Below are 24929 nucleotides of genomic sequence, written 5' to 3'. Positions count from 1 at the left end.
ATGGCCGCCACTCTGACCGCCCATGCTCCCGCCCGTCCGCGCAAGCTGCTGGCCTCGCGCCGGACAAGGGCCGGCATCCTGTACGCCCTGCCGGTCGTGGTCTATCTGCTGGTGCTGTTCGTCTACCCGATCTTCAGCACGATGTTCCTCAGTCTGAAGAACGCCGACGGATCGCTCACCCTGCGCTGGTACGCCGAGGCGCTCACGGGCGTCAATCTGTCGGTGCTGTTCACGACGTTGCGGATCTCGGCGGAGACGGCGCTGTTCAGTCTGGTCTTCGGGTTCGTCCTGGCGAACGCGATCTCGCGGCTGAAGCCCGTGTGGGCCGGGCTGGCGATGCTGGTCGTGGTCGTGCCGCACTTCATCAGCGCCCTGGTGCGTACCTACGGCTGGATCATCATGCTCGGTGACAAGGGCCTGGTGAACGAGACCCTGTCCACGCTGTGGGTCCCCGGAGCGCCCTATCAGCTGCTGTACAACGAGATCGGTGTGGTCATCGGCACGACCTCGGTGATGCTGCCGTACACGGTGCTGCTGCTGTACGGGGTGATGCGCGGTGTGGACCGCAGGCTGCTGGCGGCCGCGGCGAGCATGGGCGCGGGACGCGTGACCATCTTCCGCCGGGTGTATCTGCCGCTGGTCGCCCCCGGGCTGGCCAGTGCGGGGCTGCTCGGTTTCATTCTGTCGCTGGGTTACTACATCACTCCCGCGCTGATGGGCGGGCCGAACCAGACGATGATCGCCTCGCTGATCAACCAGCAGGTGACGAAGGAGAACCAGTGGAACGGGGCGGCCGCTGAGGGCGTCATCCTTCTGCTGCTGACCTTCGCCGGACTGCTGCTGGTCAAGCTGATCAGCTCCCTGGGCGCGAGCCGGAAGAAGAGGAGCGCGTCATGATGGAGCTGCGCAGCACCCTGGCCGGGCGGATCGTTCTGACGGCGGTCGCCACCGTGATCCTGCTGTTCCTGGCGTTGCCGATCGTGGTCATCCTGGTCACGTCGTTCAGTGACAACGCCTTCGCGGCGTTCCCGCCGGACTCCTGGACGCTGGGCTGGTACAAGGCGTTGTTCGCCGACGGCAGCAAGTGGCCGGCGGCGCTGTCGCTCAGCGCCCTGATCGCCGCGTTGAGCACGGTCTTCTCGCTGATCATCGGGGTGACCGCGGCGACCGCGCTGACCCGCAGCGAACTGCCGCTGCGCTCCGCGGTCTACGCGCTGGTCCTGGGTCCGCTGATCATCCCGAACATCGTCACCGCGCTGGGTCTGTTCCTGCTGTTCGAACCGGCCGCGATGCTGGGCAGCCCGCTCGCCATCGCCCTCGGCCACACCGTGCTGGCCTCGCCGATCGCGGTGCTGATCCTGATCGCGACCCTGCGCGGGATCGACGAACGCCTGGAGGACGCCGCGGCCAGCATGGGCGCCAGCCGGCTGACGATCGCCCGGAAGATCACCTTCCCGCTGGCCGCGCCGGGCATGATCGCGGCGGCGATCTTCTCGTTCATCACGAGCTTCGACGAGTTCTACATCTCCCAGTTCCTGGCGTCGGTCGACACCGTCACGCTGCCGGTGCAGATCTACAACTCGCTGACGTTCGACATCGATCCCAGCGTGACCGCGGTCAGCGCGATCCTGATCGCCTTCGCGATCCTCGCCCTCGCCCTGGTGGCCCTGGTGCGCTGGCTCGGCTCCGGACGACAGAACTCCCTGCTGTCGGTCGAGACCACGACGGGAATCGCCACTCCGGGAGCTGAGAAGGTATGACCACCACAACCGCCAAGCGGCATCTGCTGCTGAACATGACCGCGAACGGCTCGCTCGTCCCGCAGGGCAGGGAACTGTTCGTCGTGCGCCATGGCGAGGGCCCGTACGTCGACGACGCGGCCGGCAACCGCTACATCGACGGCCTGTCCGGGCTGTACTGCTGCCAGATCGGCTACTCCTACGCCGACGAGATCGCCGAAGCGGCCCAGAAGCAACTGCGCGAACTCTGCTACAGCCCCCTGTGGTCGGAGTCCGCGCACCCCACCGGCCTCCAACTCGCCGAACGGCTGGCCGCCCTGGCCCCGGACGGTATCGAGCACGTCTTCTTCAGCGGCGGCGGCGCCGAAGCCGTGGAGACCGCGTGGAAGATCGCCCGCAGGTACCACACCCTGCGCGGTGAGCCGGGCCGGACCAAGGCCATCGCCCGGCGCGGCGCCTACCACGGGCTGACCCTCGGGGCGCTGTCCTTCACCGACGACCCGGGCCTCACCGAGCCCTACGGGCCGCCGGCCGTGGAGACCCACTTCGTGGCCAACACGAGCCGGACCGCTCTGGAACAGCCCCTCGACGAGACGGCCTTCACCCAGTACCTGCTCGCCGACGTGGAGGCCACGGTCCTGGCGGCCGGACCGGAGACGGTCGGGATGCTGATCGCCGAGCCGGTGCAGAACCGGGGCGGTTGTATCACGCCACCCCAGGGCTACTGGCAGGGCCTGCGCCGACTGGCCGACCAGTACGGCTTCCTGCTCGTCGCCGACGAGGTGATCACCGCCTTCGGCAGGCTCGGGGAGTGGTTCGGCGGGGAGCGCTACGGCGCCCGCCCGGACATCGTCACCGTCGCCAAGGGCATCACCGCCGGCTACGCGCCGCTGGGCGCGACCCTGGTCTCCGACCGCGTCGCCGACGTGATCAACCGCCCGGGCGAGGTCCTCAACCACGGCTACACCTTCAGCGGCCACCCGCTGAGCGCGGCCATCGCCCTGCGCAGCCTCGACATCATGGAACGCGACCGGATCCTGGACAACGTGCGCCTGCACCAGGACCACCTGGCCCAACGCATGACGTCCCTGGGCGAGTTGCCGATCGTCGGCGACGTCCGCGGCGCGGGCTTCTTCTACGCCTGCGAACTCGTCGGCGACCTCGACGGCGGCGGCTTCAGCGACAGCGCCCGCGCCGACCTGATCGCCGACCTGATCCCGCGCCGCCTGCGCGAGGCCGGGCTGCTCGCCCGCGTCTACAACCGCGCAGCTCCACTGGTCCAGATCGCGCCCCCGCTGATCAGCGACCGCCAACTCCTCGACCGTATCGCCGACATCATCGCGGACACCCTCGCCGAGGCCTCCGCCCGCCTGTGAAACCCCCTTTGGAAAGGAACGACATGTACTCCATCGGTCCGCTGACCGTCGCCCCCGGCGAGCGCGCCCAGGGCCTGATTCCGGTCGGCACCAGCACCTACGGTGTGGAGCTCGGCATTCCGCTGATCGTCGTCAACGGCGCCGAGGACGGCCCCGTGCTGTGCGTGGACGCCGGTGTGCACGGCGACGAGTACGACGGCCAGGAGGCAATCCGCCGCGTACTCGCCGAGGTCGACCCGGCCACGCTGCGCGGCACCCTCGTCGGCATCCCCTGCATGAACACCCCCGCCTTCGAGGCGGCCGCCCGCACCAGCGGCCTGGACTACCTGAACCTGAACCGGATCTTCCCGGGCGACGCGGACGGTTCGTACTCGCTGCGTCTGGCCGCCACCTTCGTCGACCAGGTCGTCCCGGCCATCGACGCCCTGGTCGACCTGCACACCGGCGGCACCTTCGGCGAGATCGCCCCGCTGGTCATCCTGCAGGGCGGCTACGAGGACCTGGCCACCGACCTCGCCCTCGCGGCCGGGCACGAGCTGGTCTGGAAGGGCGGCAAGTGGGGCGGCACGGTCCGTCACCCCACCCTCGCGGCCGGAAAGCCCGCCATCACCATCGAGGTCGGCGGCGCCACCTACCGCGAGCAGAACGTCGCCGTGCACGTCCAGTCGATCCGCAACATCCTGCGCCGGCTCGGCATGATCGACGGTGCGGCGGAGCTGCGGGACAGCTACACGGCCGTCTCCGGGACCTTCGCCCGCTCGGACGCGGGCGGCTTCTTCCTCGCTCACGCCGAGCCGGGGGAGAACTGCAAGGAAGGCGACCTGATCGCCCACGTCGTCGACCACTACGGCAACACGCTGGAGGAGGTCCGCGCCCCGCAGGACGGCATCGTGCTCTGGGTACGCCGCATCCGCACCGTCCGCCCCGGCGACGAGGTCGTCATCTTCGGTGAGGTGCAGGGGGAGATCCAGCCGTGACCGGCGAACGCGAGCAGGAACAGCACGTGGACCTGCTGATCGACGGCAAGCAGGTCCCCGCCGCCGACGGCCGCACGTTCACCGCGGTCGACCCGTCGAACGGCGGGGCCATCGCCCAAGTGGCGCTGGCCGGCAAGGCCGACGTGGACCAGGCCGTGGCGGCGGCGCGCGCGGCCTTCACCTCGCCCGGCTGGGCGCGGATGCGCGCCGCCGACCGGGGCCGGGTCCTGTACCGGATCGCCGAGGCCATCCGTAACCAGGGGGAGCGGCTGGCCCGGCTCGAGAGCCGGGACGTCGGCAAGCCGCTCAGCCAGGCGAAGCGCGATGTCGAGGCGGCGGCCCGCTACTTCGAGTTCTACGCGGGCGTTGCCGACAAGCTCGGGGGCACGACGATCCCGCTCGGCCCCGGTCTGATCGACTACACCGTGCGTGAGCCGATCGGTGTCTCCGGCCAGATCATCCCGTTCAACTACCCGCTGCAGAACACCGCGCGGGGCTCCGCCCCCGCACTGGCCGCGGGCTGCACGGTCGTGCTCAAGCCGTCGCCCGAGGCGCCGTTGACCCCGGTGGAGATCGGCAAGATAGCCCTGGACTGCGGGCTTCCGCCCGGTGTCCTGAACGTTCTCCCCGGCGACGCGGAGGCGGGAGCGGCCCTGGCCGGCCACCCGGACATCGACCAGGTCACCTTCACCGGCTCGGTGCCGACCGGCATCAAGGTGGCGCAGGCCGCCGCGGCCAACGTGGTGCCGTCCGTGACGGAGCTGGGCGGCAAGTCGCCGGTCGTCGTCTTCGCGGACGCCGACTTCGACCTGGCGCTCGGCGCCGTGGCCGCCTCCGCGTTCGGCAACGCGGGGCAGACCTGCTCGGCCGGCACCCGGCTGCTGCTCCAACGCGGCGCCGAGGAGTTCCTGGACCGGCTGGTCTCGTACGCCGCCTCCCTGCGCGTCGGCCCGGGGCTGTCGGACCCGGACGTCGGTCCGCTGGTGGCCGCCCGGCAGCGCGACCGGGTGCTGGGCTACCTGGAGCTGGCGCGGCAGGAGGGCGCCGTCGCGCGGGTCGGCGGAGGCACCCCCTCCGACCCCGAGCTGGCCGACGGCTATTACGTGGAGCCAACGGTCCTGACCGGGCTGACGAACGACGCCCGGTGCGCGCGTGAGGAGATCTTCGGTCCCGTCCTGACCGTCATCGAGTTCGACGACGCCGACGAGGCCCTGGAGATCGCCAACGACAGCCCGTACGGCCTGGCCTCCTACGTCTGGACCCGTGACATCGACAACGCGATGCGGCTGGCCGAGGGGATCCGGGCGGGCCAGGTCTACGTCAACGCCACCGGCGTCGGCACGGGCGTGGAGCTCCCCTTCGGCGGCTACAAGCACAGCGGCTGGGGCCGGGAGAAGGGCCTCGAGGGCATGGCCAGCTACCTGCAGACCAAGAACGTCTGCATCGGATTCGGGAGCGGGTCATGAGGTATCGCACGCTGGGTGAGCGCGGCCCGACCGTCTCGGTGGTCGGTGTCGGCGGCAACAACTTCGGCTCCCGCCTGGACGAGGAGGGCACGAAGGCGGTCGTGCACGCGGCCCTCGACGCCGGGATCACCCTGTTCGACACCGCTGACATGTACGGCGGGTTCGGTGAGCGGGGCGGCGCCCGCGGCGACGGCGAACGGCTCCTGGGCGCAGCCCTCAAGGGACGCCGTGACGACGTCGTCCTCGCCACGAAGTTCGGCATGGAGATGGGCCCCGAGGCCGACATGTACGGGCGGCGGGGCGCGCGCCCCTACATCCGGTACGCCGTCGAGGCGTCGCTGCGCCGTCTGGGCACCGACCGGATCGACCTGTACCAGTACCACGAGCCGGACGGCGTCACCCCGCTGGAGGAGACGGTGGCCGCGCTCCGGGAGCTGGTGGACGAGGGCAAGATCCGGTACTTCGGCTGCTCCAACCTGCCGCCGGAGGATCTCACCGACGCCTTCGTGTCCACCCAGGCCCGCTACCACCTGCTCGACCGCGGCGTGGAGGCCGACGTGATCCCGGCCTGCCTGCGCCACGGCCTGGGTCTGCTGCCGTACTACCCGCTGGCCAACGGCCTGCTCAGCGGCAAGTACCGGCGCGGCGAAGAGCCCCCGCCCGGCAGCCGCCTGTCCTGGCGGCAGGGCTGGCTCACCGACGCGGCCCTCGGCAAGGTCGAGGCGCTCACCGCGTACGCCGCCGAACGCGGCCTGACTCTCCTTCAGGTCGCCGTCGGCGGACTCGCCGCCCTGCCCGCGGTCGGCTCGGTCATCTGCGGCGCCATGACGCCGCAGCAGGTCACCGCCAACGCGGCGGCGGCCGACTGGATCCCCGACGCGGCCGACCTGGCCGCCCTGGACGTGATCGTCACCCCCGGCGAACGCGTCGTCTGAAACCAGCAAGTCCCCATAACCATCAGCGAATCGAGGCTGAACACCATGCGAGAGATCGTCACTTTCGACGCCTACGGAACCCTGGTCGACTTCCAGCTCGGCCCCACCACCTTGAAGATCCTTTCTGACTCCGGCCGGCTGGACCTGGACAACCTCGACGTCGACGAGTTCCTCGACGACTTCCGCGTCATGCGTTTCCAGGCCGTGCTGGAGGCCTACCGTCCTTACCACGAGATCCTGCCCTCCAGCCTGCGCAACGCCATGCGCCTGCACGGCCTGGAGTACCGCACTTCCGACGGCGAGGCCCTCGTGGACGCCGTCCCCACCTTCGGTCCCTTCCCGGAGGTCCCGGACGCCCTGCGCGCGCTGAAGACCAAGTACGAGATCGCCATCATCTCCAACACCGACGACAACCTGATCGCGCGGAACGTGGAGAACATCGGCGTCGAGTTCGACTACGTCATCACCGCCCAGCAGGCCGGCGCCTACAAGCCGGACCGCCAGACCTTCAAGCACGCCTTCAGGACCATGGGCGTCGAGCCGTCGCAGGTCATCCACACCGCCCAGGGCTGGGAGTACGACCACATCCCCACCCGTGACCTGGGCCTGAAGCGCCGGGTGTGGATCAACCGTTACGGGCGCCCCGGCAGCGCCGACTACCAGCCGTACGACGAGCTGCCCGACCTGACGGGCCTGCCGAAGCTGCTCGGCTGCTGACAGCACGGCGACACGGCGCACAGGACAGAGACCACGACAGGACGCACGCCATGAAGCAGATCCCCTACTGGCTGGACACAGCCCCCGCCCTGCCCGACCGTTCCGGCAAGGACCTGCCCGACGAGGCGGACGTGGTGGTGATCGGCGGCGGCCTCACCGGCCTGTCCACCGCCTACCACACCGCCCGCAAGGGCGCCCGGGTCGTCCTCGTCGAGAAGGACAAGGTCGGCTCGGGCGCCTCCGGCCGCAACGGCAGCATGTGCACCCAGGGCATCACCATCAGCCCCGCCGAGGCCCGCAAACGCTACGGCCAGGAACGCGCCCGCGAACTGTACGACGCGTTCCGCGAGGCCGTCGACGTCGTCGAGGAACTCACGCTCACCGAGAACATCGACTGCGACTTCAACCGCTCCGGCCGCCTCGGCGCGGTCTGCAAGCCCCAGCACTTCCAGGGCCTGCGGGCCAAGCAGCGCGACCTGGCCGACAACTTCGGCCACGAGACGGTCGTGCTGAGCAAGAGCGAACTGCGGGCCGAACTCGGCACGGACTACTACCACGGCGCCCTGCTCGACCCGCTCAGCGCGGGCCTGCACGTGGGCAAGTTCGTCGGCGGCCTGGCGGACGCCGCCGAGCGGGCCGGCGCCGAGATCCACGAGCGCAACGCCGCCACCGGCCTCACCCGCCTCCCCGGCGGTGGCTTCCTGGTGGAGACCCTGCACGGCACCATCCGTGCCCAGCAGGTCATGGCGGCGACGGACGCCTACACCGACAAGTCGATGCCGTGGTTCCGCAAGCGGCTGATCAACGTCGGCAGCTTCATCATCGTCACCGAGCCGCTGGGGGAGGCGCGCGTCAAGGAACTCATCCCCAACGGCCGCCTGCTGGTCGCCCACAAGAACGTCGGACACTACGTCCGCCTCACCCCGGACAACCGCCTCGCCTTCGGCGGCCGGGCCCGCTTCGCCCCCTCAAACCCCGCCTCCGACATCAAGAGCGGCGACATCCTCAAGGTCGAGATGACCGAGATCTTCCCGCAGCTCGCGGGAGTGCGGATCGACTACGTGTGGGGCGGCATGGTCGGCTTCTCCTGGGACCGCATTCCGCACGCGGGCGAGGCCGACGGGGCCAAAGGCCTGTACTACTCCATGGGTTACTGCGGCCACGGCGTCCAGATGGCCACCTACATGGGCCGCGCGGTCGCCGAGATGATGGACGGCAAACCGCAGGCCAACCCCCTGCGCGGCCTCGACTTTCCCAAGGTCCCCGTCCCCTTCTACAACGGCACCGCCTGGTTCCTGCCGTTCGGCGGCGCCTACTACAAGGCCAAGGACAAACTGCTCTGAACCCGTCGTACTGCGGTGGCCTGCCACGAGGTTGGCGGCGTGAGCCCCCGCGGTTCGCGGACAAGGTCCTCCCGTGAGTGTTCGCTGCGGCCGGGGCTGGGACCGTGACTGCGGTGCGCCCCTCTTCTCGACCCAACTGCTGACTGTTGAGGAACGAACATGCGACTCCAGGGCGTCAACGCCGTGATCACCGGAGCGTCGAGCGGGATCGGTCAGGCAGTCGCCTCCCACTTCCGCCGCGAGGGCGCCAACCTCCTGCTCACCGGGCGGCGCCCCGAGCTGTCCGAGGACCATCCGGACGATCTCTACCTCCCGGGGGACCTCAACGGCGAGACCTTCGTCTCCGAGCTCGCCGCCCGAGCCGCGGAGCACTTGCGGGACGTGGGCGTGGTCGTTCTCTGCCATGGGCTCCAGGCGTCCAGCCCGATCGCGGAGATGACCTACGACGACGCACGCGACGTGCTCCACGGCAACCTCCTGAGCGCGTTCCTGGTCATGAAGCACCTGATGCCGCTGGCTTCCGAGTCGGGCGCGTCGATGGTGTGCGTCAGCTCGCGCCTCGGCATGGTCGGTATGCCGAACCAGACCTTGTACTCCGCCGCCAAGGGCGGCCTCATCGCCCTCGCGCGTGGCGCCGCCATCGAATGGGCGCCCCGCAACATCCGCGTCAACGTGGTGGCGCCCGGTCTGACCGCGACGCCGATCATCGAGGCCGGTTTCCAGCGGCGCCCCGATCCCGCCGCGTACCGGCAGATGAAGGAGGACTCCATCCCGCTGCGCCGCCTCGCCACACCCGAAGAGGTCGCCGACGCGGTTCTCTTCCTGGCCTGCCCGGAGTCGTCGTACATCACCGGTGCCGTGCTTCCCGTGGACGGAGGCTACACAGCGTTCTGAATGAGCCGTGTCGAAGCTTGCCGAGAGGACGCCGGTTCACGCCTGGGCCGCGTTGACCTTCTGTGCCCGACGTCCTGGGAGGGCGCCGTCAGGCCCGGTCCGCTCGCCGACCGGCTCGCCCGCCACGCCGACATGTGCATCGAGCGGAGCCCGGCCAGTCGCGGCTGTGCGCCTGAGCCGGCCTCGAGCGGCACGCCTCGTACTCCAGTGGAGTTCGCTGTCGCCGCTGCTCAGGGGCGTGTACCTGGCTGTTGTTCCGCAGGCGTCGACCGGGAAAACGGTGCGGGTGCGGTCGGCCTCGCCGGGGCAGAGGCCGACCGCACCGGTCCGTGCGTGTAGGTGGCTACTCCTTGTAGTACGTCGCGTCGGCCCGGTCGAGCGTGGTGCTGACGGGCTGGACGTAGAGCAGGTTCTCGTAGTGGCGGATGTAGCGGCCCGGGAAGTTGAACGACTCGTAGGAGACGCCGTCCGCGGAGTCGGCAAGGCCGGCCCGCTGGTGGAACGAGGCGTCGTTCTTGAAGAGGGTCGTGCCGTCGTTCTTCTCCACCCACACCTCGAAGTTCTTGTGGCGCAGGTAGTAGCCGGGGAAGTTGGCCGATTCGAGGGAGACGGTGCCGCTGCCGGCCAGGCCGGGCACGACGCGGAACTGCGAGTCGGCGAGGTTCGTGACGTTGGCCTCGGTCTTGGCCCGGAACTCCCAGTGGCGTATGTAGCGGGCCGGGAAGTTGTACGAGGAGAAGCGGACCGGGGTGATGCCGTCGGCGACGGGGATGCCGAAGTTGGGGGTGCCGTCGGCGTTCCAGTACACCTTCTGGTAGCGGGTGCGGCGGTTGGGGTCGTTGAGCGGGTCGCCGGTGATGTCCTTGTAGTTGCGGTCGTGGTAGACCAGGATGTCCGACTTGCCGTCCTCGGACGTGGTGAAGGTGTTGTGGCCGGGGCCGTACTGGCCGGTCGCGTCGTTGCTCTTGAAGACCGGGTTCGGGTTCTTCGTCCAGGACGCCGGGTTCATCAGGTCGGCGGTGGCGTCGGCGGTCAGCAGGCCGAGGCAGTAGCTGGCGTCGGTGGCGCTGGCCGAGAAGGTCATGAAGACCTTGCCGTTCTTCTGGATGACGGCCGGGCCCTCGTTGACGCGGTGGCCGACGGTCTCCCAGGAGTGGGTGGGCGTGGAGATCCGCACCGGGGTGCCGCTGATGGTCCAGGGGTTGGACATCGGGGCGAGGTAGAGGTTCGTACCGCTGCCGACGGCGGGGTCGTTCTGCGCCCAGCTGAGGTAGCGGGTGCCGTTGTGGACGAAGGTCGTCGCGTCGAGCGAGAAGGTGTCCAGCGGCAGGGCGATGCGGCCCTTCTCGGTCCAGGTGCCGGTGAGCGGGTTGGCGGCGCTGGTCTCCAGGACGTACGGCCGGATCTTCCAGATGTCGTTGCTGGCCCCGGCGGCGAAGTACACGTACCACTTGCCGTCGATGAAGTGGATCTCCGGGGCCCAGATGTGGGCGCCCATCTCACCGCTGGCGTGCTTGGTCCAGATGGTGGTCTCGGCTGCCGTGGCGAGACCCTGGAGGGTGGTGGCCCGGCGCATGACGATCTTGTCGTAGGCGGGCACGGTCGCGGTGAAGTAGTAGTAGCCGTCGGTGTGCTTGAAGATGTGCGGGTCGGCGCGCTGCTCGGCGATCGGGTTGGTGAAGGTCACGGCCGGGGACGCGGGGGCGGCGGCGTGCGCGGGGGTGGCGGGGGTCAGCAGGGCCAGCGCGGCGAGCGCGGCCGGCGCGACCCGGGCGATGAGGCGTCTCATGGTTGGGTGTTCTCCTGATGGGGGGCTGATCGGGTGGCTCAGGTGGTGGGGACGAGCTTCCACTGCTGGCAGTTGTTGTTCAGCCAGCTCCACTGGCGTACGTCGGTGCCGTTGGCGGTGCCGCAGTCGGCGACGTCCGCGACCTTGCGGGTGGCCTCGTTGACGATCCGCACGTAGTCACCGGTGGCCGTGTGGACAAGCCGGTACTTCTGGCAGTTGTTGTTCAGCCAGGTCCACTGGGCGATGTCGGTGCCGTCGGCGGAGTCGCAGCCGGCGGTGTCCATGACCTTGCCGGTCGCCACGTTCACCAGCCGGCTGGTGTCGTTGCCCAGGTCCTCGATGCGCCACTTCTGGTTGGCGCCGCCGTTGCAGGTCCACTGGAAGATGTCGGTCCCGTCGGCGGTGTTGCCGCCGGCGACGTCCAGGCACTTGCCGCTGTTGCGGTTCACGAGGGTGTACGAGGTGGGCGTGGCGGCCGTCTCGCCGGACGGGCCGGGCAGGGTGGTGCCGAGCGCCACCGGCGTGCCGAAGTTCGGCGTGCCGTCCGCGTTCCAGGTGAACTTCTGCGCCCGTGTGGTGCGGGCGTTGCCGCAGCCGCCGTTGGCGGTGCTGTTGGCGTGGTAGACGATCCAGTTCTCGGTGCCGTCGGGCGAGGTGAAGAACCCGTTGTGGCCGGGGCCGTAGACGCCCGCCGCGTCGTTGCGCTGGAAGACCGGGGTCGACTTCTTGGTCCAGGACGACGCCAGCAGCGGATCACTGCCGGTCAGTTCCAGTTGGCCCAGCTTGTAGTCCGGGGTCTGGCAGGAGCTGGCGGAGAAGGTGAGGAAGGTCCTGCCGTCGTGATAAAGCGGCTCGGGGCCCTCGTTGACCGGGGCGCCCGAGGTCTCCCAGCTCGCGGTGGGGCTGGAGATGATGTGGAAGGTGGAGCTGCTCAGTGTGTACGCGTTGCTCATCGGGGTGATGACCAGGCTCTGCGCGCTGCCGCCTATGAAGCCGCTGCCGAGCAGGTACAGCTTGTTGTCGTGTCTGAGGACGCTGGCGTCGATGAGCCAGCCGCCGGGGCTCAGGTTGGACCCGCTGAGCTGGTTCTTGTAGGTGTACGGGCCCATCGGGTCCGTACCGGCGCTCTCCAGGACGTGGGTGCGCTGGGAGTCGCAGCAGGCGACTCCGGCCTGCGCCGCGGAGTAGTACAGATACCACTTGCCGTCGACGAAGTGCAGCTCGGGTGCCCAGATGTTGGCGTTCCTGGTGGGGGTGGTGTCGCTCCAGACCTGGACGTTGGGGGCGGTGGACAGCCCGGCCAGGGTGGGCGACTTCCGCATGGTCAGCACGCCGGTACCGGTCGTGGTGATCAGGTAGTAGTTGCCCTCGTAGTACTCCAGCCAGGGGTCGGCGCCCTTCTGCGACTCGACGGGGTTGGTGTACGGCCGCCCTTCCGCGGCACTGGCGGTCGGCTGGGTCACGGCACCCAGGAGCAGGGTGAGGAGAACGACGATGGCGGCGAGCCATCGGGGAGAGCGCACGGCGAACCCCGCACGGGTGCGGATCACTGGGGGTGTCCCTTCGTCGGACCGTCCGGCAGACCACTGAACGTCCGATATATCGAATGCAGTTCGGAACTTCGGGCAGAAATTAAGGCCCGGGAAGCCCCGCGTCAACACTTCTGTCACACGGAACGCGAGTTTCCTCGCGGGCTCGCCCGTGGGCTACGCCAGGTCGTGCATCAGGGGCAGCGGCCCCGGAACTCGGTGGGGTGCGCGGTGGTCCGGAGACCCCGCCTGCGCCGCTCCCGCCGCGTCGGCGGTCGGTGCTCGGACGCTCATAGTGCAAGGACCCCTTACTGCCGCCGCTTGCGGTCGCGGTGGGCGGAGACGTGGACGCGTGTGGCGCACAGGCGTGTGCAGTATGCGCGGCGGCCGTTGCGGGAGGTGTCGACGAAGACGGCGCGGCAGCCCGGTGCCGAGCACCGCCCGAGACGGCAGGGATCGGTCTCGGTGAGGACCAGGGCGAGCCCGGCCGCGGTGGCGGCCCGTACGCGCGTGACGACGTCGGCGTTCTCGTCGGCGTAGTGCAGGTGCGGCGGCTGGCCGTCGTGGGTGGACACGTACGGGCGGGCCGCCGCATCGGTCAGCAACCGGTTGACGGCAGCGACCTGTTCCGGCCCGGTGGGGGCCGTGAACGCCTCCCACAGGCGCAGGCGCCAGGCCAGCAGGAGCCGGAGCTGCTGGTCGGTCAGCCGGGGGCGCGCCACCCGGTGCTCGGCCAGCAGCGTCTCGGCCGTGCGGGCATCGCAGCGGTCGTCGAGGTTGGCCAGGGCCGCCGCCAGCAGGGCCGCGTTGCCGCCGTAAGCGTTGAAATGCATTTACTCATTGCATCACGCTCACGGCATGACTTCATGCCTCTTCCTCACCTTGTCGAAGCACTCGACATCCCTGGGCTGGGTGCGCTACCAGCGCTGCGCCTGCGGCCGCCTGCGTGTGCTGCTGGCGGGGGATGTCCTCAAGGACGGGCCTGCGCCGCCCCGCAGGCCGTCACCTGAAGAGCCGGTGACGGCGCTCGTACGGGCAGCCGGTGGCGGTGAACCGGCGTGCTAGGACTCAGCTGGGCCCAGCTGGGCTCCTTCGTCGCGCTGTGCCTGGTCCTCGCGGCGACTCCGGGCGCCAATCTCACGGTCGTGCTGGGCTGCGCGCGACAGGGCGGTCAGCGGGCCGCGGTGGCCGCCACGGTCGGCTTGACGCTCGGCAAGGTCTTCTGGGCGGCGGGCTCCGTGCTCGGGCTCGCCGCGCTGCTGGCGACCTCGCGCGTGGCATACGACACACTCCGCCTGGCGGGCGCGGCGTACCTGATCTGGCTGGGCGTGCAGGCCCTGCGCTCGGCCCGGCGCCGGCCGGCGCTCCAGCGGCCCGACGGTGCGGCGCCCGAGCTGTCCGCGTACGGCGGGTTCCGCCGCGGTCTGATCGGCGACCTGCTCAACCCCAAGGTGGGGATCTTCTACACCACCGTGTTCCCCCAGTTCATCGGGCCGGGCGACGCGGTCGTCCCAGCGGCGGCCGTGCTGCTCGCCGCTCACGCCGCGGTGCTCATGACGTGGTATCCGGGGACGAGTTACCTGCTGACCCGGGTGGGCCGCCGACTCGCGAGACCCGGACTCTCGGCCGTGCTCGACCGGCTCATGGGTTCCGTACTCATCGGGCTCGGCATCCGACTGGCCGTCGTTCCCCTCTGAGAGGCCCGCCGCCCCCGGCCGCTACCGCAACCGCTCCTGGAAGAAGGAGGTGGCGGCCGCGGCCGACTGCTCGAAGGCGGGATGGTCCTCGTACACGTCGAAGTGCCCGCCCGCGACAGTGAGCAGCTGCTTCGGCTCCCGGGCCCGCGCGTACGCCGCGAGCTGGAGGTCGGCCGGGCAGACCATGTCGTCTCTTGCGACGATCATCAGCATCGGCGTCGGGCTGACCCGCTCGATGAGCAGGGCGGGGCTCGTAGCCGAAGACGAGTTCCATCGTGCGTGGGGTGACTTCGTTGCGGTAGGTGGGGAACCTGGTCTGGCCGTGGACGAAGTCCCAGGCGTCGGGGGTCGGCAGCGCCGCCGGAGCCGTCGGGTCGGGTGACGCCACCGGCATCATGGCCGGGGCCTTGCCCGCCATGCGCGCCAGCCGGTCCTCATGCTGGAAGGCGGCGGCTGCGGCGAGGGCCGGGGCGGGCACCAGCCGCTGCCCGCACTCCCTGCCGCTGACCATGGGCGCCTGCGCCACGATCGCCTTCACCCGTCGGTCCTGCCCGGCCAGGACGATCACATGGCCGCCCGAGAGGCTGGAGCCCCAGGCGCCGATCCTGTCCGGGTCGGTCTGCGGCAGGGTGAGGGCGAAGGTGACGGCGTCGCTGTAGTCCATGTCATGCGCGCATGGTGACCGCCCGCCGGGCGGAGGGCTTTGCCCTGAGCGCAGACGGGCTTGTCCGTTCGTGCAGGATGCCTGTCACTCCGCTGCCGCGAGCCGTCGGTGCCGTGCGATGACGCTGCTGGGCGTCACGCCGTACGCCTGCTTGAAGACCCGGCTGAAGTGCGCCATGTCGTTGAAGCCCCAGCGGAAGGCCACGTCGGTGACGGTCGTGCCGCGGTGCGCCCGCGCCGGATCCCGGTAGCAGGCCCGCAGGCGTCGCTCACGGATCCAGCGGCCGACCGTGCTGCCCGTCTCGCCGAAGGCCACTCCTCGCCGGGAAGCTGGTCCTCGACCAGGACACCTCCGTGGTCGTCCTCGGCAGCGCCAACCCGGAGTTCTTCGTCGCCCACTTCGAGCTGGGCGACGTCCTCCGCTCGATGGAGGACCCGGACCTGCCGCAGAGCAAGTACCCGGACATCAACGTCCTCCAGGCGCTCACCACCACGGGGGAGGCGCTCCCGCAGACGACGATCGGCGTCGCGTACGGCATCCTCAACCGTGCCCTGCCCGCCGACGAACTCGGCGCCTACGTCGACGACCTCGCCCAGCGTGTCGCCGAACGGTCCGCCGGTTCCCTGGCGGCGGTCAACCAGGTCCTCGCGAAGGTCTTCGGCGGTGCGGTGGACGCGCAGTTCGCGGGCTTCGCCGTCGAGAGCGAGGCCATGCGCGCGGCAGCGGCCAAGTAGCGGACGCGGAACGAGACCATGACCGAGAACGCCAGGTCCGAGCCGCACCCAAGGTCGGCTCGGGGTCTTTCATCAGCTGGAGTAGTCCCGGCGATCTGGTTGGCCGCGGCTCCACGGTGGTCAGGGCGAGGGCACCGCCGACCGCGCATCCGAAAGCGCGGCCGTCATTGAGGGCCGGGTGAAGGTGGTCCCGTCCTGGGCGTCGGTGTCGGGTCGGCCCAGGGGCCGTGGCGTCACCGGCCGATGGCTGCCTTCGACTGGTCGGCGCCGAGATCGGCGGGGCAGAAGCCCGCGGGGTATCCGGGATAGCAGCGGGCGCGGACGGACCTGGTGAGGGAGGCATGGCGGCGCGGCGGCAGCAGGCGCTCCACCGCTGCCCGGCCGCGCAGGGCGGCCCGCACCGTCCGCCCGGCCCAGGCCGGTGCCGGGGGGAGGCCCAGGGCGCCCAGCATGAGCGGATCGAGCCGGCTGCGCGCGGCCGTCTCGACCAGGGCCCGCAGTGGCCGCGGGTACCAGGAACGGAAGAGGTCCATGGTGTACCGGCCGATCGCCTGGTTGGCGGGGCTGTGGGCGAACCGCTCGCGCTCGAAGCGCTGCTTGAACTCGCGGAACTCGGCGTAGTCGGCCGGGATGTCGCGGATGCCCATGCGGTGGCCCACTTCGCAGTAGTGGTGGAACGCGGCGTGCCGCTCATGGGGGTGGAGGGGGCGCCAGCCGAACCGGGTGATCCAGTCGATGGGTTCGTAGACGAACGTGGAAAGGGTGTACCGCATGTCGTCGTTGCTGATCGTGTACCGGCGATGCTGCCGGTTGATCACGCGGAGTGCTTCCTTGCCGCGTGCGGAGTCGTAACCGTGCTCGGCGATCTCGGCCATCAGCAGGGCGGTGTCGTCGTACCGCTTCTGCGGCCGATGCTCGAATTCGCCGGTTCGGGCGAGCAGTTCGGAGATGCTGGGCACGCAGAAGGTGCGCAGCAACGCGAATTCCAGGGCTCGCAGGTAGTCCCACGGGAACTCGTGGCCCGACGATATGCGGTAGATCTCCGTCGCGTCGGCGACGGGGTCCAGGTCGGCGATGCGGTTCAGCCAGTGGTATCGGTCCATGGTGGCCTTCCTGCGAGGGTGACTCTTCGGACGTTCGCTCTTCGGGCGCTTCACGCGCCGGTGAAGCGTGGCGTGCGGTGCTCCTGGAAGGCGCGGACGCCTTCGGCGAAGTCGGCGCCACGGAACAGGCGTAGTTGTCCGGCTCGTTCCTGTGACAGGGCGTGGTCGAGACCGGCGAGGGCGCTCGCGCGCAGCGCACGCTTGGTCTCGGCGTAGGCCGCGGTCGGACCGGTCGCGAGGGCGGCTACGACCTTGTCCGCCTCGGCGGCCAGTTGGTCGTCGGGGACCACGGCGGAGATCAGGCCCCAGTGGAACGCCCGCTGCGCGGGGACGCGTTCGGCGAGCAGGGCCATCCGTGCCGCGCGGGCCCGGCCGATGGCGGCCGGGATGGTGGCGGTGGCCCCGCCGTCCGGCATGAGTCCGACGTTCGCGAACGCCAGCAGGAAGTAGGCGGACTCCGCTGCCCAGATCAGGTCGCAGGCGGTGGCGATCGAGCAGCCGACCCCGGCCGCCGGTCCGTTGACCACGGCGACCACGGGTTTCGGCACGTCGGTGATGGCGCGGATGAGGCGGTTCGCGGCGTCGATGCCGCTCTCGGCGGTGCCGTGCGCTCCATAACGGCGGGCTCCGGGCTCGCCCGCCTGAGATCCGTCCACCGGGGCGATGTCACCGCCCGCGTCGGTCAGGTCCGCGCCGGTGCAGAAGGCCCGGCCGGTGCCGGTGAGCGTGATGACTCGTACTCGGGCGTCCGCGGCGGCCTCCTCGACGGTGTCGGCGGCGGCCCGCAGCACGGCGGCGGTCAGGGCGTTGAGCCGCTGCGGACGGTTGAAGACGACCCGCAGCACCCCGTCGGCGTCGTCGACCAGGAGATACGGCCCGCCGGTCACCGCCCGGCCCCCTCGTCCATGGCGGTGCGGCCCGGCCTGTGCCCGGCGGTGACGAGGGCGCCGAGACGGCCCTCGATCAGCGCTGCCGCCTCGGTGACGACGTGGGTGACCAGGTCGGCCACGGTGGGGATGTCGTGGATGATGCCCTGCACCGTCCCCGAGCTCCAGATCCCGGCTTCGAGGTCGCCCTCCTCGAACACCCTGCGGCCGCGGGCCCCGGCCACCAGGTCACGTACGTCGTCGAACTGCCCGCCGGCGTCGAGGATTTCCACCACCCGTCGGCTGACTGAGTTGCTCGCCACCCGGGCGGTGTTGCGCAGGGGCCGGAAGATCAGCTCGGTGTCGCGTTCGGTGTTCTCGACGATCTGCCGCTTGACCCGCTCGTGCACCGGCGCTTCCGCGGTGCACAGGAACCGGGTGCCCATGTTGATGCCGTCCGCACCGAGTGCCAGGGCCGCCACCAGGCCGCGGGCGTCGGCGATGCCGCCGGAGGCGAGGATCGGCACGGTGAGCCGGTCGGCGGCCGCCGGGATGAGCACCAGGCCGGGAACGTCGTCCTCGCCCGGGTGCCCGGCGCACTCGAAGCCGTCGATGCTGACCGCGTCCACACCGAGGTCCTGCGCCTTGACGGCATGCCGGACGCTGGTGCACTTGTGCACCACCTTGATCCCGGCGGCATGGAAGGAGGGCAGGTGATCGGCGGGATTGGATCCGGCTGTCTCGACGACCGTGATGCCGGACTCGATGATCGCCTGCCGGTACTCCTCGTACGGGGGCGGGTTGATGGCGGGAAGGATGGTCAGGTTCACCCCGAACGGCTTGTCGGTCAGATCGCGGCAGCGTTCGACCTCCTTGACCAGGGCTTCCGGAGTGGGCTGGGTCAGAGCGGTGAGGAAGCCCAGGGCACCGGCGTTGGCGACGGCGGCGACGAGCTCCGCGCGGCCCACCCACTGCATGCCGCCTTGGACCAGGGGGTGCTCCACCCCGAAGGTTTCGGTGAAACGGGTCGTCAGCATGGACTCGGAGGGTCCCTTCTGGGCGCTGTGAGTGGTCACCGTGCGCGGCCGTGGATGCGGGTGAGGGCGGCGCGGAGCAGCCGCATGGTGCGGGGGCCGCGCCGGAAGGTCGGCAGCGACATGCCCGGAATCGGGAACCGCCGGCGTGCGAGGGACTGGGTGCGGGTGAACGCGAGAAGTCCCTCAAGCCCGTGGATGCGGCCGAAACCCGAGTCGCCGACGCCGCCCATGGGCAGGGCGGGGATCGCCGCGTACGCCAGCATCGCGTTGACGGAGACGGTTCCGCAGCGCAGCCGCCGGGCGATCGCCCGGCCGTGGCGGCGGGAGAACACCGTGGCTCCCAGGCCGAAGCGGGTGCCGTTGGCCAGCCGCACGGCCTCCTCGGCATCGTCCACGGTGCGGATCACGACCAGCGGGCCGAACGTCTCCTCCTGCACCGCCGGATGCGACTCGGGTACGTCGACGAGGACGACGGGATCGATGTACGGCGGGCGCAGGGCGTCCACGCCGCCGACCAGGGCGGTGGCGCCGGCATCGAGGGCGCCGGTGAGGTGGCGGCGTACCACGTCGATCTGTTCCGGTACGGTCATCGGGCCGTAGGCATCGCCCGCGCGGATGTCCCGCAGCTCGTCGCGGAGCGCGGTGCAGAACCGGTCCGCCACGGGCCGCTCCACATAGACCCGTTCCACCCCGATGCAGGTCTGGCCGGCGTTGCTCATCGCGCCCCAGGCGACTGCTTCGGCGGCGGCGTCCACGTCGGCGTCGGCCGCGACGATGACCGGGTCCTTGCCGCCGAGCTCCATCAGCACCGGGGTGAGCCGTTCGGCCGCGGCCGCCATGACCTTCCTTCCGGTCGCGGCCGAGCCGGTGAAGGCGATCAGGTCGACCCCGGAGCCGACCAGGGCCGCGCCCGTGTCGCCCTCGCCGAAGACCGCGGTGAACACCCCTTCGGGCAGGTCCGGGTTGGCCGCCGCGAAGGCGTCGACGCAGAACTTCCCGATGGCCGGGGTGTGTTCGCTCGGCTTGAACACCACCGTGTTTCCGGCGGCCAGCGCGTAGGCGATCGAGCCGACCGGAGTGTTGACCGGGTAGTTCCATGGGCCGATCACCCCGATGACGCCGAGCGGATGGCGTTCGACGCGGGCCTGGAAGTTGGCCATCAGCGCCCCGGGCGACACCCGGCGCGTGGCGAGTGCCTGCCCCGCGTGCCGGGCGGACCAGCGGATGTGTCCCAGCGCGAGCGCCAGTTCCAGGTAGGCGTCCTCGGCCGGTTTGCCGTTCTCGGCATGCACCAGCTCGCACAGCGCGTCGGCATCGCGGACCAGGTGCGCGGCCCAGCGCAGCAGGGTCCGGCGCCGCTCACGCCAGGGCAGTGCGCTCCAGTGGGCCCCCGCCCGGCGGGCCTGGTCCACCGCGTCGTGCACCTGGGCGGGGGTGTGCAGAGGCAGTTCGGCGACGAGGTCTCCGGTCGCGGGGTTGACCGAGCGGAGCCGCCGCTCCTCGGTGACAGTGCTCCGGGCCTCTCCCACCGCGGTCACAGCCCGAAGGTCTTGCCGATGATGTCGCGCTGGATCTCGCTGGTCCCGCCGTAGACGGTGGACACCACCGTCGAGCGGAGCATGCGCTCCATGCCGTACTCCAGCGCGTAGCCGTAGCCGCCCATCATCTGCATGCCGTCCAGGGCCACCGCCTTGGCGAGTTCGGTGGCCTTGAGCTTGGCCATCGACGCCTCGCGCGGCAGCATCCGCTCGGGCTCGGCGTCGATGCGGCGCGCCACGTCGTGGACGAGGAGGCGGGTGCACTCCAACTCCGTGGCGTGATCGGCGAGCCGGTGCCTGAGCGCCTGGAAGGTGCCGACGGGGCGGCCGAACTGGTGGCGCTCCTTGACGTATTCCACGGTGTCGTCGAAAGCGCGCCGGGCGGCGCCGAGCATGGTCGCGGCCAGGATCATCCGCTCCAGGTTCAGACCGGCCATCAGCTGGCGCCAGCCCTGGCCGACCTCCCCGACCACGGCGTCCTCGGGCAGGAAGCAGTCCGTGAAATACAGGTCGTTGACGTCGGGGCCGCCGAGGGTCTCGATGGCGTGGATGTCCAGGCCATCCGCCTCCGGCGGCACCGAGAACATGGTCAGGCCCTCGTGCTTGGTGCCCGCGGAGGAGGTGCGGGCGACCAGCAGGATGTGCTCGGCCAGATGTGCGTTGGAGCACCAGGTCTTCTGGCCGTTGATCACCCAGCCGCCGTCGCGCCGCTCGGCCTTGCAGGTCAGCGCGGCCACGTCCGACCCCGCGCCCGGCTCGGACATCGAGATCGCGAGGACCTTGCCCTTGAGGAAGTCGCCGAGCACCCGATGCTTCTGCTCTTCGGAGCCGAACTTCTGGTACGAGGCGGCCGCGATCGCCGATGTGGAGAAACCGCCGATCGGGGCCTGCCAGTACGCGGTGGTCTCCAGGAACAGCGCCAGCTCGGCCATGCCCTGGCCCCCGCCGCCGTATTCCTCGGGCACCGCGATGCCCGGCCAGCCGAGTTCGGCCATCTTCCGGTACAGCTCGGAGTTGTGCTGGTGGCTGCCGCCGGCGGTGAGTTTGTCCCACTGCTCGCGGGTGCCGCACTCACGGCGGCAGAAATCGGTGAGCGCGGCGGTGAAGTCCCGCTGCTCAAGCGTCAGTACGTCGGTCACCACGACACCTCTTGTCGGGTCGGTCCGGGCATGGCGTGGTCAGGGCAGCGGCGGGCGTCCGCGTTCGGGAACGGGCCCGGCGGCGCGCGGCCGTTGTGCACGGGGGCGTCAGCGGGGCGTGTTCACAGGGGGTTGTCAGCAGGCGCGTACAGCGCGTCGATCTCGGCCGCGTACCGCTGCTCGATCACTCGGCGCTTGAGTGAGAGCTTGGGCGTGAGCTCCCCGGTCTGGGGTCCCCAGGGCCGGTCGAGCACATGGAAGGCCTTGATCTGCTCGGGCCGGGACAGCGCGGCGTTGGCCCGCTCGACCGCGGTGGCCAGTTCCTTCAGCAGGTGCGGCTCCGCGGCCAGCTCCTTGATGCCGGTGACGCTCAGGCCGTGCGCCTTCGCCCAGGCGGGGGCGGCCTCCTCGTCGAGCACCAGCAGAGCGGTGAGGTAGGGGCGGCGGTCACCGATGACCGCGGCGTAGCCGATCAACGGATGTGCCCGCAGCAGGGACTCCACGCGGCTGGGCGCGATGTTCTTGCCGCTCGCGGTGATGATGAGTTCCTTCTTGCGGTCGGTGATCCGCAGCATGCCGTCGGGGTCGAAGGTGCCGACATCGCCGGTGGCCAGCCAGCCCTCCGCGTCCACGGCCGATTCGATCCGGCCGTCCGGCTGCAGGTAGCCGAGGAACACCAGGGGGCCGCGCACCTCGATCTCGCCGTCGGCGGCGAGGCGCACCTCCATGCCGGGAACCGGCAGGCCGACCGTGCCGGGCCGGTAGCGGTCCGGGTAGGTGCTGGTGGCCGCGCCGGTGGTCTCCGACAGGCCCCACACCTCCATGATGGTCAGGCCCAACGAGCCGAAGAACTCCAGGACTTCGGCTGGGATCGGGGCGGCACCGCTGCCCAGCCTGACCGCGTCGACGAGCCCGAGCTGCTCCCTGAGCGGCCGCAGTACCCTGGCGTCGGCTTCGGCGAGGGCCGCCGCCAGATCGGGCGGCACAGCATCGCCGCCCGATCGGATCCGGTACGCCCGGCCTGCCGTCTCCCTGGCGGCGTCCACCGCCGCCCGGCGCGGCTCGTCGAGGGCGGCAAGCATCCCCTGGAGGGCGGCGGCGAACTTCTCCCACACTCTGGGCACACCGAAGAAGCCTTCCGGGCGTACCGCGATCAGGGTGGACGGCAACTGCGCCGGGTCGGGGCAGATCGTCACATGGCCCGCGGTGTAGACCGGCAGATACATGCCGAGCACCCGTTCGGCGACATGCGCCAGCGGCAGGTAGGCGATCAGCCGGGGATGGTCGGGCCCGGCGTTGACCAACTCCTGGGCCGCGCACTGATAGAGGGCGCCTCGGTGCGAGAGCACCACACCCTTCGGGTCGCCGGTGGTGCCCGAGGTGTAGATCAGGGCGAGGGGGTCGTCCTGCCCGATGGCGTCGGTCCACTTCGAGGCACGTTCGGGATGGCGGCGGCGCAATTCCCCGCCCTGGGCCACCAGTTCGGCGTACGCGACAACACACGGGAGGTCCGCCGCCTCGGCGGCCGGGTCGAGCAGCACCACGGCGCGCAGGGACTCCATCGAGGCCAGCGCCGGGCGCCAGCGCTCGATCTCCGCGGCCCCCTCCAGGACCAGCACCGTCGCACCGCTGTGCACGGCGACCTGGCGGATCTGGTCCGGGCTGAGGGTCGCGTAGGTGGTGCACGGGATGGCGCCGAGCTGCACCGCGGCGAAGTCGATCGCCCAGTGCTCGGGGCGGCTCGACATGACGATGAGCATGCGGTCGCCGCGCCCGAGACCGACCGTGTGCAACCCGTGTGCGGCGGCAAGCACCTCGTCGCCCAGCTCCTGCCACGTCCAGGTCAGGTGGTCCGCCCCGGCCCGGCCGGTGAGGGCCGGCAGGTCGGCGAACTCGGTGGCGTTGCGGTGCAGCAGGCGTGGCAGGGTCCACGCTCCCACCGCGCGGGTGATGTCTGACTCGGTAACCATGGGCGGCTCCCTTCGTCGAGCGCCGGGCACGCCCATATGACAGACCCGGCCCGCACCACCTGTCAATAGATGCGAATGATGACTTACTTATATGTGCATCCAGCCAGGTCGGCGGGAAGGTGAGACCGATAGGTCAGCAGATGTGCCCTCACCTCGGAGGATGGCTACACTCGCCCCATGCCCAGCTCTCCGCGCCGACGACCCAAGAACCGCAAGGCGACGATCGCGCTCGCCGCGGCCGAGCTGTTCTGCGCCCGCGGCTACCACAACGTCGGCATCGAGGACATCGCGAAGGAGGTGGGCATCACCGGCCCCGCGATCTACCGGCACTTCGCCACCAAGCAGGCCGTGCTCGTGGCCTCGGTCGACGAGCTGGGCACGAGCTTCGCCGAGTGCGTCCACTCGGCCGACGCGGTCGAGGACCCCGCCGAGCGGCTGCGCGCCGTGCTGCCCTCACTGGTGCGCTTCGCCTTCGACCGCCGCGCGGTGGCCCGGCTCTACCAGTGGCAGGGCCGCCATCTTCCGCCGGAGCAGCGCGAGTTGCTCGCCGAGCGGTTCGACGGCTCGGTACGCACCCTGCGCGACCTGTTGATCGCGTCCCGGCCCGAGCTGCCCAAGCGTGACGCCGCCACGCTGGTGACGGCCGCACTGAGCGTGATCGCCAGCCCGTCCACCCATCGCGCGGCCCTGGCCAGGGCGCAGGCCGAGCGGACCATCCTGGACTGCGCCACGGCCGTGCTCCGTGCCGACCTGCCCGCACCCCGCCAGGCCGCTCCGCGCGGCCACCGGCCGGAGCAGGGCGCGCTGCTGCCGCGCCGCGAGCGGCTGCTCACCGAGGCCGTGCGACTGTTTCGCGAGCAGGGCTACCACGAGGTGTCCATCTCCGACATCGGCGAGGCGGCCGGCATCAACGCCTCCAGTGTCTACCGTCATTTCGCGAGCAAGGCAGATCTCCTTGCCGCCGCCTACTACCGGGCCAGCAGCCGCCTGGAACTGGCCGTCTCCGAGACGCTGCTCGACGCCGCCACTCCCGCGGAGGCGATGCGCCGGCTCATCGACACCTATGTGCGGCTCACCTTCACGCACGCCGAACTGCCCGAGGTGTACGCCGCCGAGAGCGAGAATCTGCCCCCGGCCGACCGCCACCGGCTGCGGGTCGAGCAGCGTCGGCATGTGGACACCTGGGTGGGCCTGCTGGCCGAACTCGACCCCGGCCAGCCGCCGGCGGTGCTGCGCTTCCGGGTACACGCGGCGTTCAACATGGTGAACGATCTGGCCCGCGCCGGCGGGGCGTCGGTCACCGTGGAGCGCGCCGCGACACTGGCCCGGTACGTTTTCGCCCTGGCGAATGAGGACGGACTTCTTGGAGCGGCTGACAGCCTGTGACCGGCGCCCGCCCCCTGCGCGATGCCCTAG

At 70.5% G+C, this 24929-nt stretch carries 25 protein-coding genes; 14 read left to right on the top strand and 11 right to left on the bottom strand.

The genetic code is table 11. The annotated features are described in order from the left end of the window. From KWI83_RS11580 to KWI83_RS11540, 9 genes are all read left to right on the top strand, one after another. A complete protein-coding gene (locus KWI83_RS11580; protein ID WP_218514235.1) occupies positions 1–897 on the top strand; it encodes an ABC transporter permease in 897 nt (298 codons plus the stop codon). Further along, positions 894–1760 carry an ABC transporter permease gene (locus KWI83_RS11575; protein WP_218514234.1) on the top strand — a complete coding sequence of 289 codons (867 nt, stop codon included), beginning with the start codon at positions 894–896 and terminating at the stop codon, positions 1758–1760. The genes KWI83_RS11580 and KWI83_RS11575 overlap by 4 nt, the downstream gene beginning before the upstream one ends. Continuing rightward, positions 1757–3115: an aminotransferase class III-fold pyridoxal phosphate-dependent enzyme gene (locus tag KWI83_RS11570; protein ID WP_218514233.1), complete on the top strand. Its 1359-nt coding sequence runs from the start codon at positions 1757–1759 to the stop codon at positions 3113–3115. The genes KWI83_RS11575 and KWI83_RS11570 overlap by 4 nt, the downstream gene beginning before the upstream one ends. 23 nt (positions 3116–3138) lie before the next feature. Next, complete coding sequence (locus tag KWI83_RS11565; protein WP_218514232.1) at positions 3139–4092, top strand: succinylglutamate desuccinylase/aspartoacylase family protein; 954 nt, start codon at positions 3139–3141, stop codon at positions 4090–4092. Beyond that, positions 4089–5558 carry an aldehyde dehydrogenase family protein gene (locus tag KWI83_RS11560; protein WP_308122031.1) on the top strand — a complete coding sequence of 490 codons (1470 nt, stop codon included), beginning with the start codon at positions 4089–4091 and terminating at the stop codon, positions 5556–5558. The genes KWI83_RS11565 and KWI83_RS11560 overlap by 4 nt, the downstream gene beginning before the upstream one ends. Continuing rightward, on the top strand, positions 5555–6493 hold the full coding sequence (locus KWI83_RS11555; RefSeq protein WP_218514231.1) for an aldo/keto reductase: 939 nt from the start codon (positions 5555–5557) through the stop codon (positions 6491–6493). Before KWI83_RS11560 ends, KWI83_RS11555 begins: the two co-directional genes overlap by 4 nt. Before the next feature lie 45 nt (positions 6494–6538). Continuing rightward, the gene (locus KWI83_RS11550; RefSeq protein WP_218514230.1) at positions 6539–7210 is read left to right on the top strand and encodes a haloacid dehalogenase type II; all 672 of its coding nucleotides are present in this window, start codon (positions 6539–6541) and stop codon (positions 7208–7210) included. Between the two features lie 50 nt (positions 7211–7260). After that, positions 7261–8553 carry an FAD-binding oxidoreductase gene (locus KWI83_RS11545; RefSeq protein ID WP_218514229.1) on the top strand — a complete coding sequence of 431 codons (1293 nt, stop codon included), beginning with the start codon at positions 7261–7263 and terminating at the stop codon, positions 8551–8553. 159 nt (positions 8554–8712) lie between these two features. After that, positions 8713–9447, top strand: a complete 735-nt coding sequence (locus tag KWI83_RS11540) for an SDR family NAD(P)-dependent oxidoreductase (RefSeq protein WP_218514228.1) — start codon at positions 8713–8715, stop codon at positions 9445–9447. A gap of 343 nt (positions 9448–9790) precedes the next feature. On the opposite strand, the gene KWI83_RS11535 is transcribed toward KWI83_RS11540, so the two are convergent. The 3 genes from KWI83_RS11535 to KWI83_RS11525 all read right to left on the bottom strand — a co-directional run bounded on the left by KWI83_RS11535 (position 9791) and on the right by KWI83_RS11525 (position 13598). Beyond that, positions 9791–11236, bottom strand: coding sequence for a family 43 glycosylhydrolase (locus KWI83_RS11535; RefSeq protein ID WP_218514227.1), 1446 nt, complete (start codon positions 11234–11236; stop codon positions 9791–9793). Between the two features lie 38 nt (positions 11237–11274). After that, positions 11275–12732, bottom strand: coding sequence for a family 43 glycosylhydrolase (locus KWI83_RS11530; protein ID WP_308122044.1), 1458 nt, complete (start codon positions 12730–12732; stop codon positions 11275–11277). A gap of 341 nt (positions 12733–13073) precedes the next feature. Next, positions 13074–13598, bottom strand: coding sequence for a CGNR zinc finger domain-containing protein (locus tag KWI83_RS11525; protein WP_218514226.1), 525 nt, complete (start codon positions 13596–13598; stop codon positions 13074–13076). Between the two features lie 25 nt (positions 13599–13623). On the opposite strand from KWI83_RS11525, the gene KWI83_RS11520 reads away from it, so the two are divergent. Both KWI83_RS11520 and KWI83_RS11515 read left to right on the top strand, forming a co-directional pair. Continuing rightward, positions 13624–13830, top strand: a complete 207-nt coding sequence (locus tag KWI83_RS11520; RefSeq protein ID WP_218514225.1) for a hypothetical protein — start codon at positions 13624–13626, stop codon at positions 13828–13830. Further along, positions 13824–14462 (top strand): LysE family translocator, encoded by a 639-nt coding sequence (locus tag KWI83_RS11515; RefSeq protein ID WP_218514224.1) that lies wholly within the window; start codon positions 13824–13826, stop codon positions 14460–14462. The genes KWI83_RS11520 and KWI83_RS11515 overlap by 7 nt, the downstream gene beginning before the upstream one ends. 21 nt (positions 14463–14483) lie before the next feature. On the opposite strand, the gene KWI83_RS38410 is transcribed toward KWI83_RS11515, so the two are convergent. Further along, positions 14484–14669 carry an alpha/beta hydrolase gene (locus KWI83_RS38410; protein WP_256362129.1) on the bottom strand — a complete coding sequence of 62 codons (186 nt, stop codon included), beginning with the start codon at positions 14667–14669 and terminating at the stop codon, positions 14484–14486. A 95-nt stretch (positions 14670–14764) separates the two neighbouring features. Here KWI83_RS38410 and KWI83_RS38405 point away from each other — a divergent pair, with 95 nt between their 5' ends. Beyond that, positions 14765–15121 carry a hypothetical protein gene (locus KWI83_RS38405; RefSeq protein ID WP_256362128.1) on the top strand — a complete coding sequence of 119 codons (357 nt, stop codon included), beginning with the start codon at positions 14765–14767 and terminating at the stop codon, positions 15119–15121. Between the two features lie 89 nt (positions 15122–15210). Here the strand turns inward: KWI83_RS38405 and KWI83_RS11505 are convergent, their stop codons facing one another. Further along, positions 15211–15441 carry a helix-turn-helix domain-containing protein gene (locus KWI83_RS11505; RefSeq protein ID WP_308122030.1) on the bottom strand — a complete coding sequence of 77 codons (231 nt, stop codon included), beginning with the start codon at positions 15439–15441 and terminating at the stop codon, positions 15211–15213. A 38-nt stretch (positions 15442–15479) separates the two neighbouring features. On the opposite strand from KWI83_RS11505, the gene KWI83_RS11500 reads away from it, so the two are divergent. Then, positions 15480–15860 (top strand): hypothetical protein, encoded by a 381-nt coding sequence (locus KWI83_RS11500; protein WP_218514222.1) that lies wholly within the window; start codon positions 15480–15482, stop codon positions 15858–15860. A 233-nt stretch (positions 15861–16093) separates the two neighbouring features. Here the strand turns inward: KWI83_RS11500 and KWI83_RS11495 are convergent, their stop codons facing one another. The 6 genes from KWI83_RS11495 to KWI83_RS11470 form a co-directional block, all read right to left on the bottom strand. Beyond that, positions 16094–16963 carry an oxygenase MpaB family protein gene (locus KWI83_RS11495; RefSeq protein ID WP_218514221.1) on the bottom strand — a complete coding sequence of 290 codons (870 nt, stop codon included), beginning with the start codon at positions 16961–16963 and terminating at the stop codon, positions 16094–16096. 50 nt (positions 16964–17013) lie between these two features. Then, positions 17014–17850 carry an enoyl-CoA hydratase gene (locus KWI83_RS11490; protein WP_218514220.1) on the bottom strand — a complete coding sequence of 279 codons (837 nt, stop codon included), beginning with the start codon at positions 17848–17850 and terminating at the stop codon, positions 17014–17016. Then, positions 17847–18866, bottom strand: coding sequence for a nitronate monooxygenase family protein (locus KWI83_RS11485; protein WP_218514219.1), 1020 nt, complete (start codon positions 18864–18866; stop codon positions 17847–17849). The genes KWI83_RS11490 and KWI83_RS11485 overlap by 4 nt, the downstream gene beginning before the upstream one ends. A 35-nt stretch (positions 18867–18901) precedes the next feature. Beyond that, a complete protein-coding gene (locus KWI83_RS11480; RefSeq protein ID WP_308122029.1) occupies positions 18902–20404 on the bottom strand; it encodes an aldehyde dehydrogenase family protein in 1503 nt (500 codons plus the stop codon). Then, positions 20401–21546, bottom strand: a complete 1146-nt coding sequence (locus KWI83_RS11475) for an acyl-CoA dehydrogenase family protein (RefSeq protein WP_374106293.1) — start codon at positions 21544–21546, stop codon at positions 20401–20403. The genes KWI83_RS11480 and KWI83_RS11475 overlap by 4 nt, the downstream gene beginning before the upstream one ends. A gap of 119 nt (positions 21547–21665) precedes the next feature. Beyond that, a complete protein-coding gene (locus KWI83_RS11470; RefSeq protein ID WP_218514217.1) occupies positions 21666–23513 on the bottom strand; it encodes a long-chain fatty acid--CoA ligase in 1848 nt (615 codons plus the stop codon). A gap of 177 nt (positions 23514–23690) precedes the next feature. On the opposite strand from KWI83_RS11470, the gene KWI83_RS11465 reads away from it, so the two are divergent. Further along, positions 23691–24899 (top strand): TetR/AcrR family transcriptional regulator, encoded by a 1209-nt coding sequence (locus tag KWI83_RS11465; protein WP_218514216.1) that lies wholly within the window; start codon positions 23691–23693, stop codon positions 24897–24899. The last annotated feature ends 30 nt before the right edge of the window (positions 24900–24929 follow it).

Origin of the sequence: Streptomyces sp. TRM70350, from assembly GCF_019219825.1 — a bacterium.
Classification (GTDB): Bacteria; Actinomycetota; Actinomycetes; order Streptomycetales; family Streptomycetaceae; genus Streptomyces.
The sequence above is the reverse complement of the archived record's forward strand: the minus strand, read 5'-3'. Positions and strand labels throughout refer to the sequence as shown.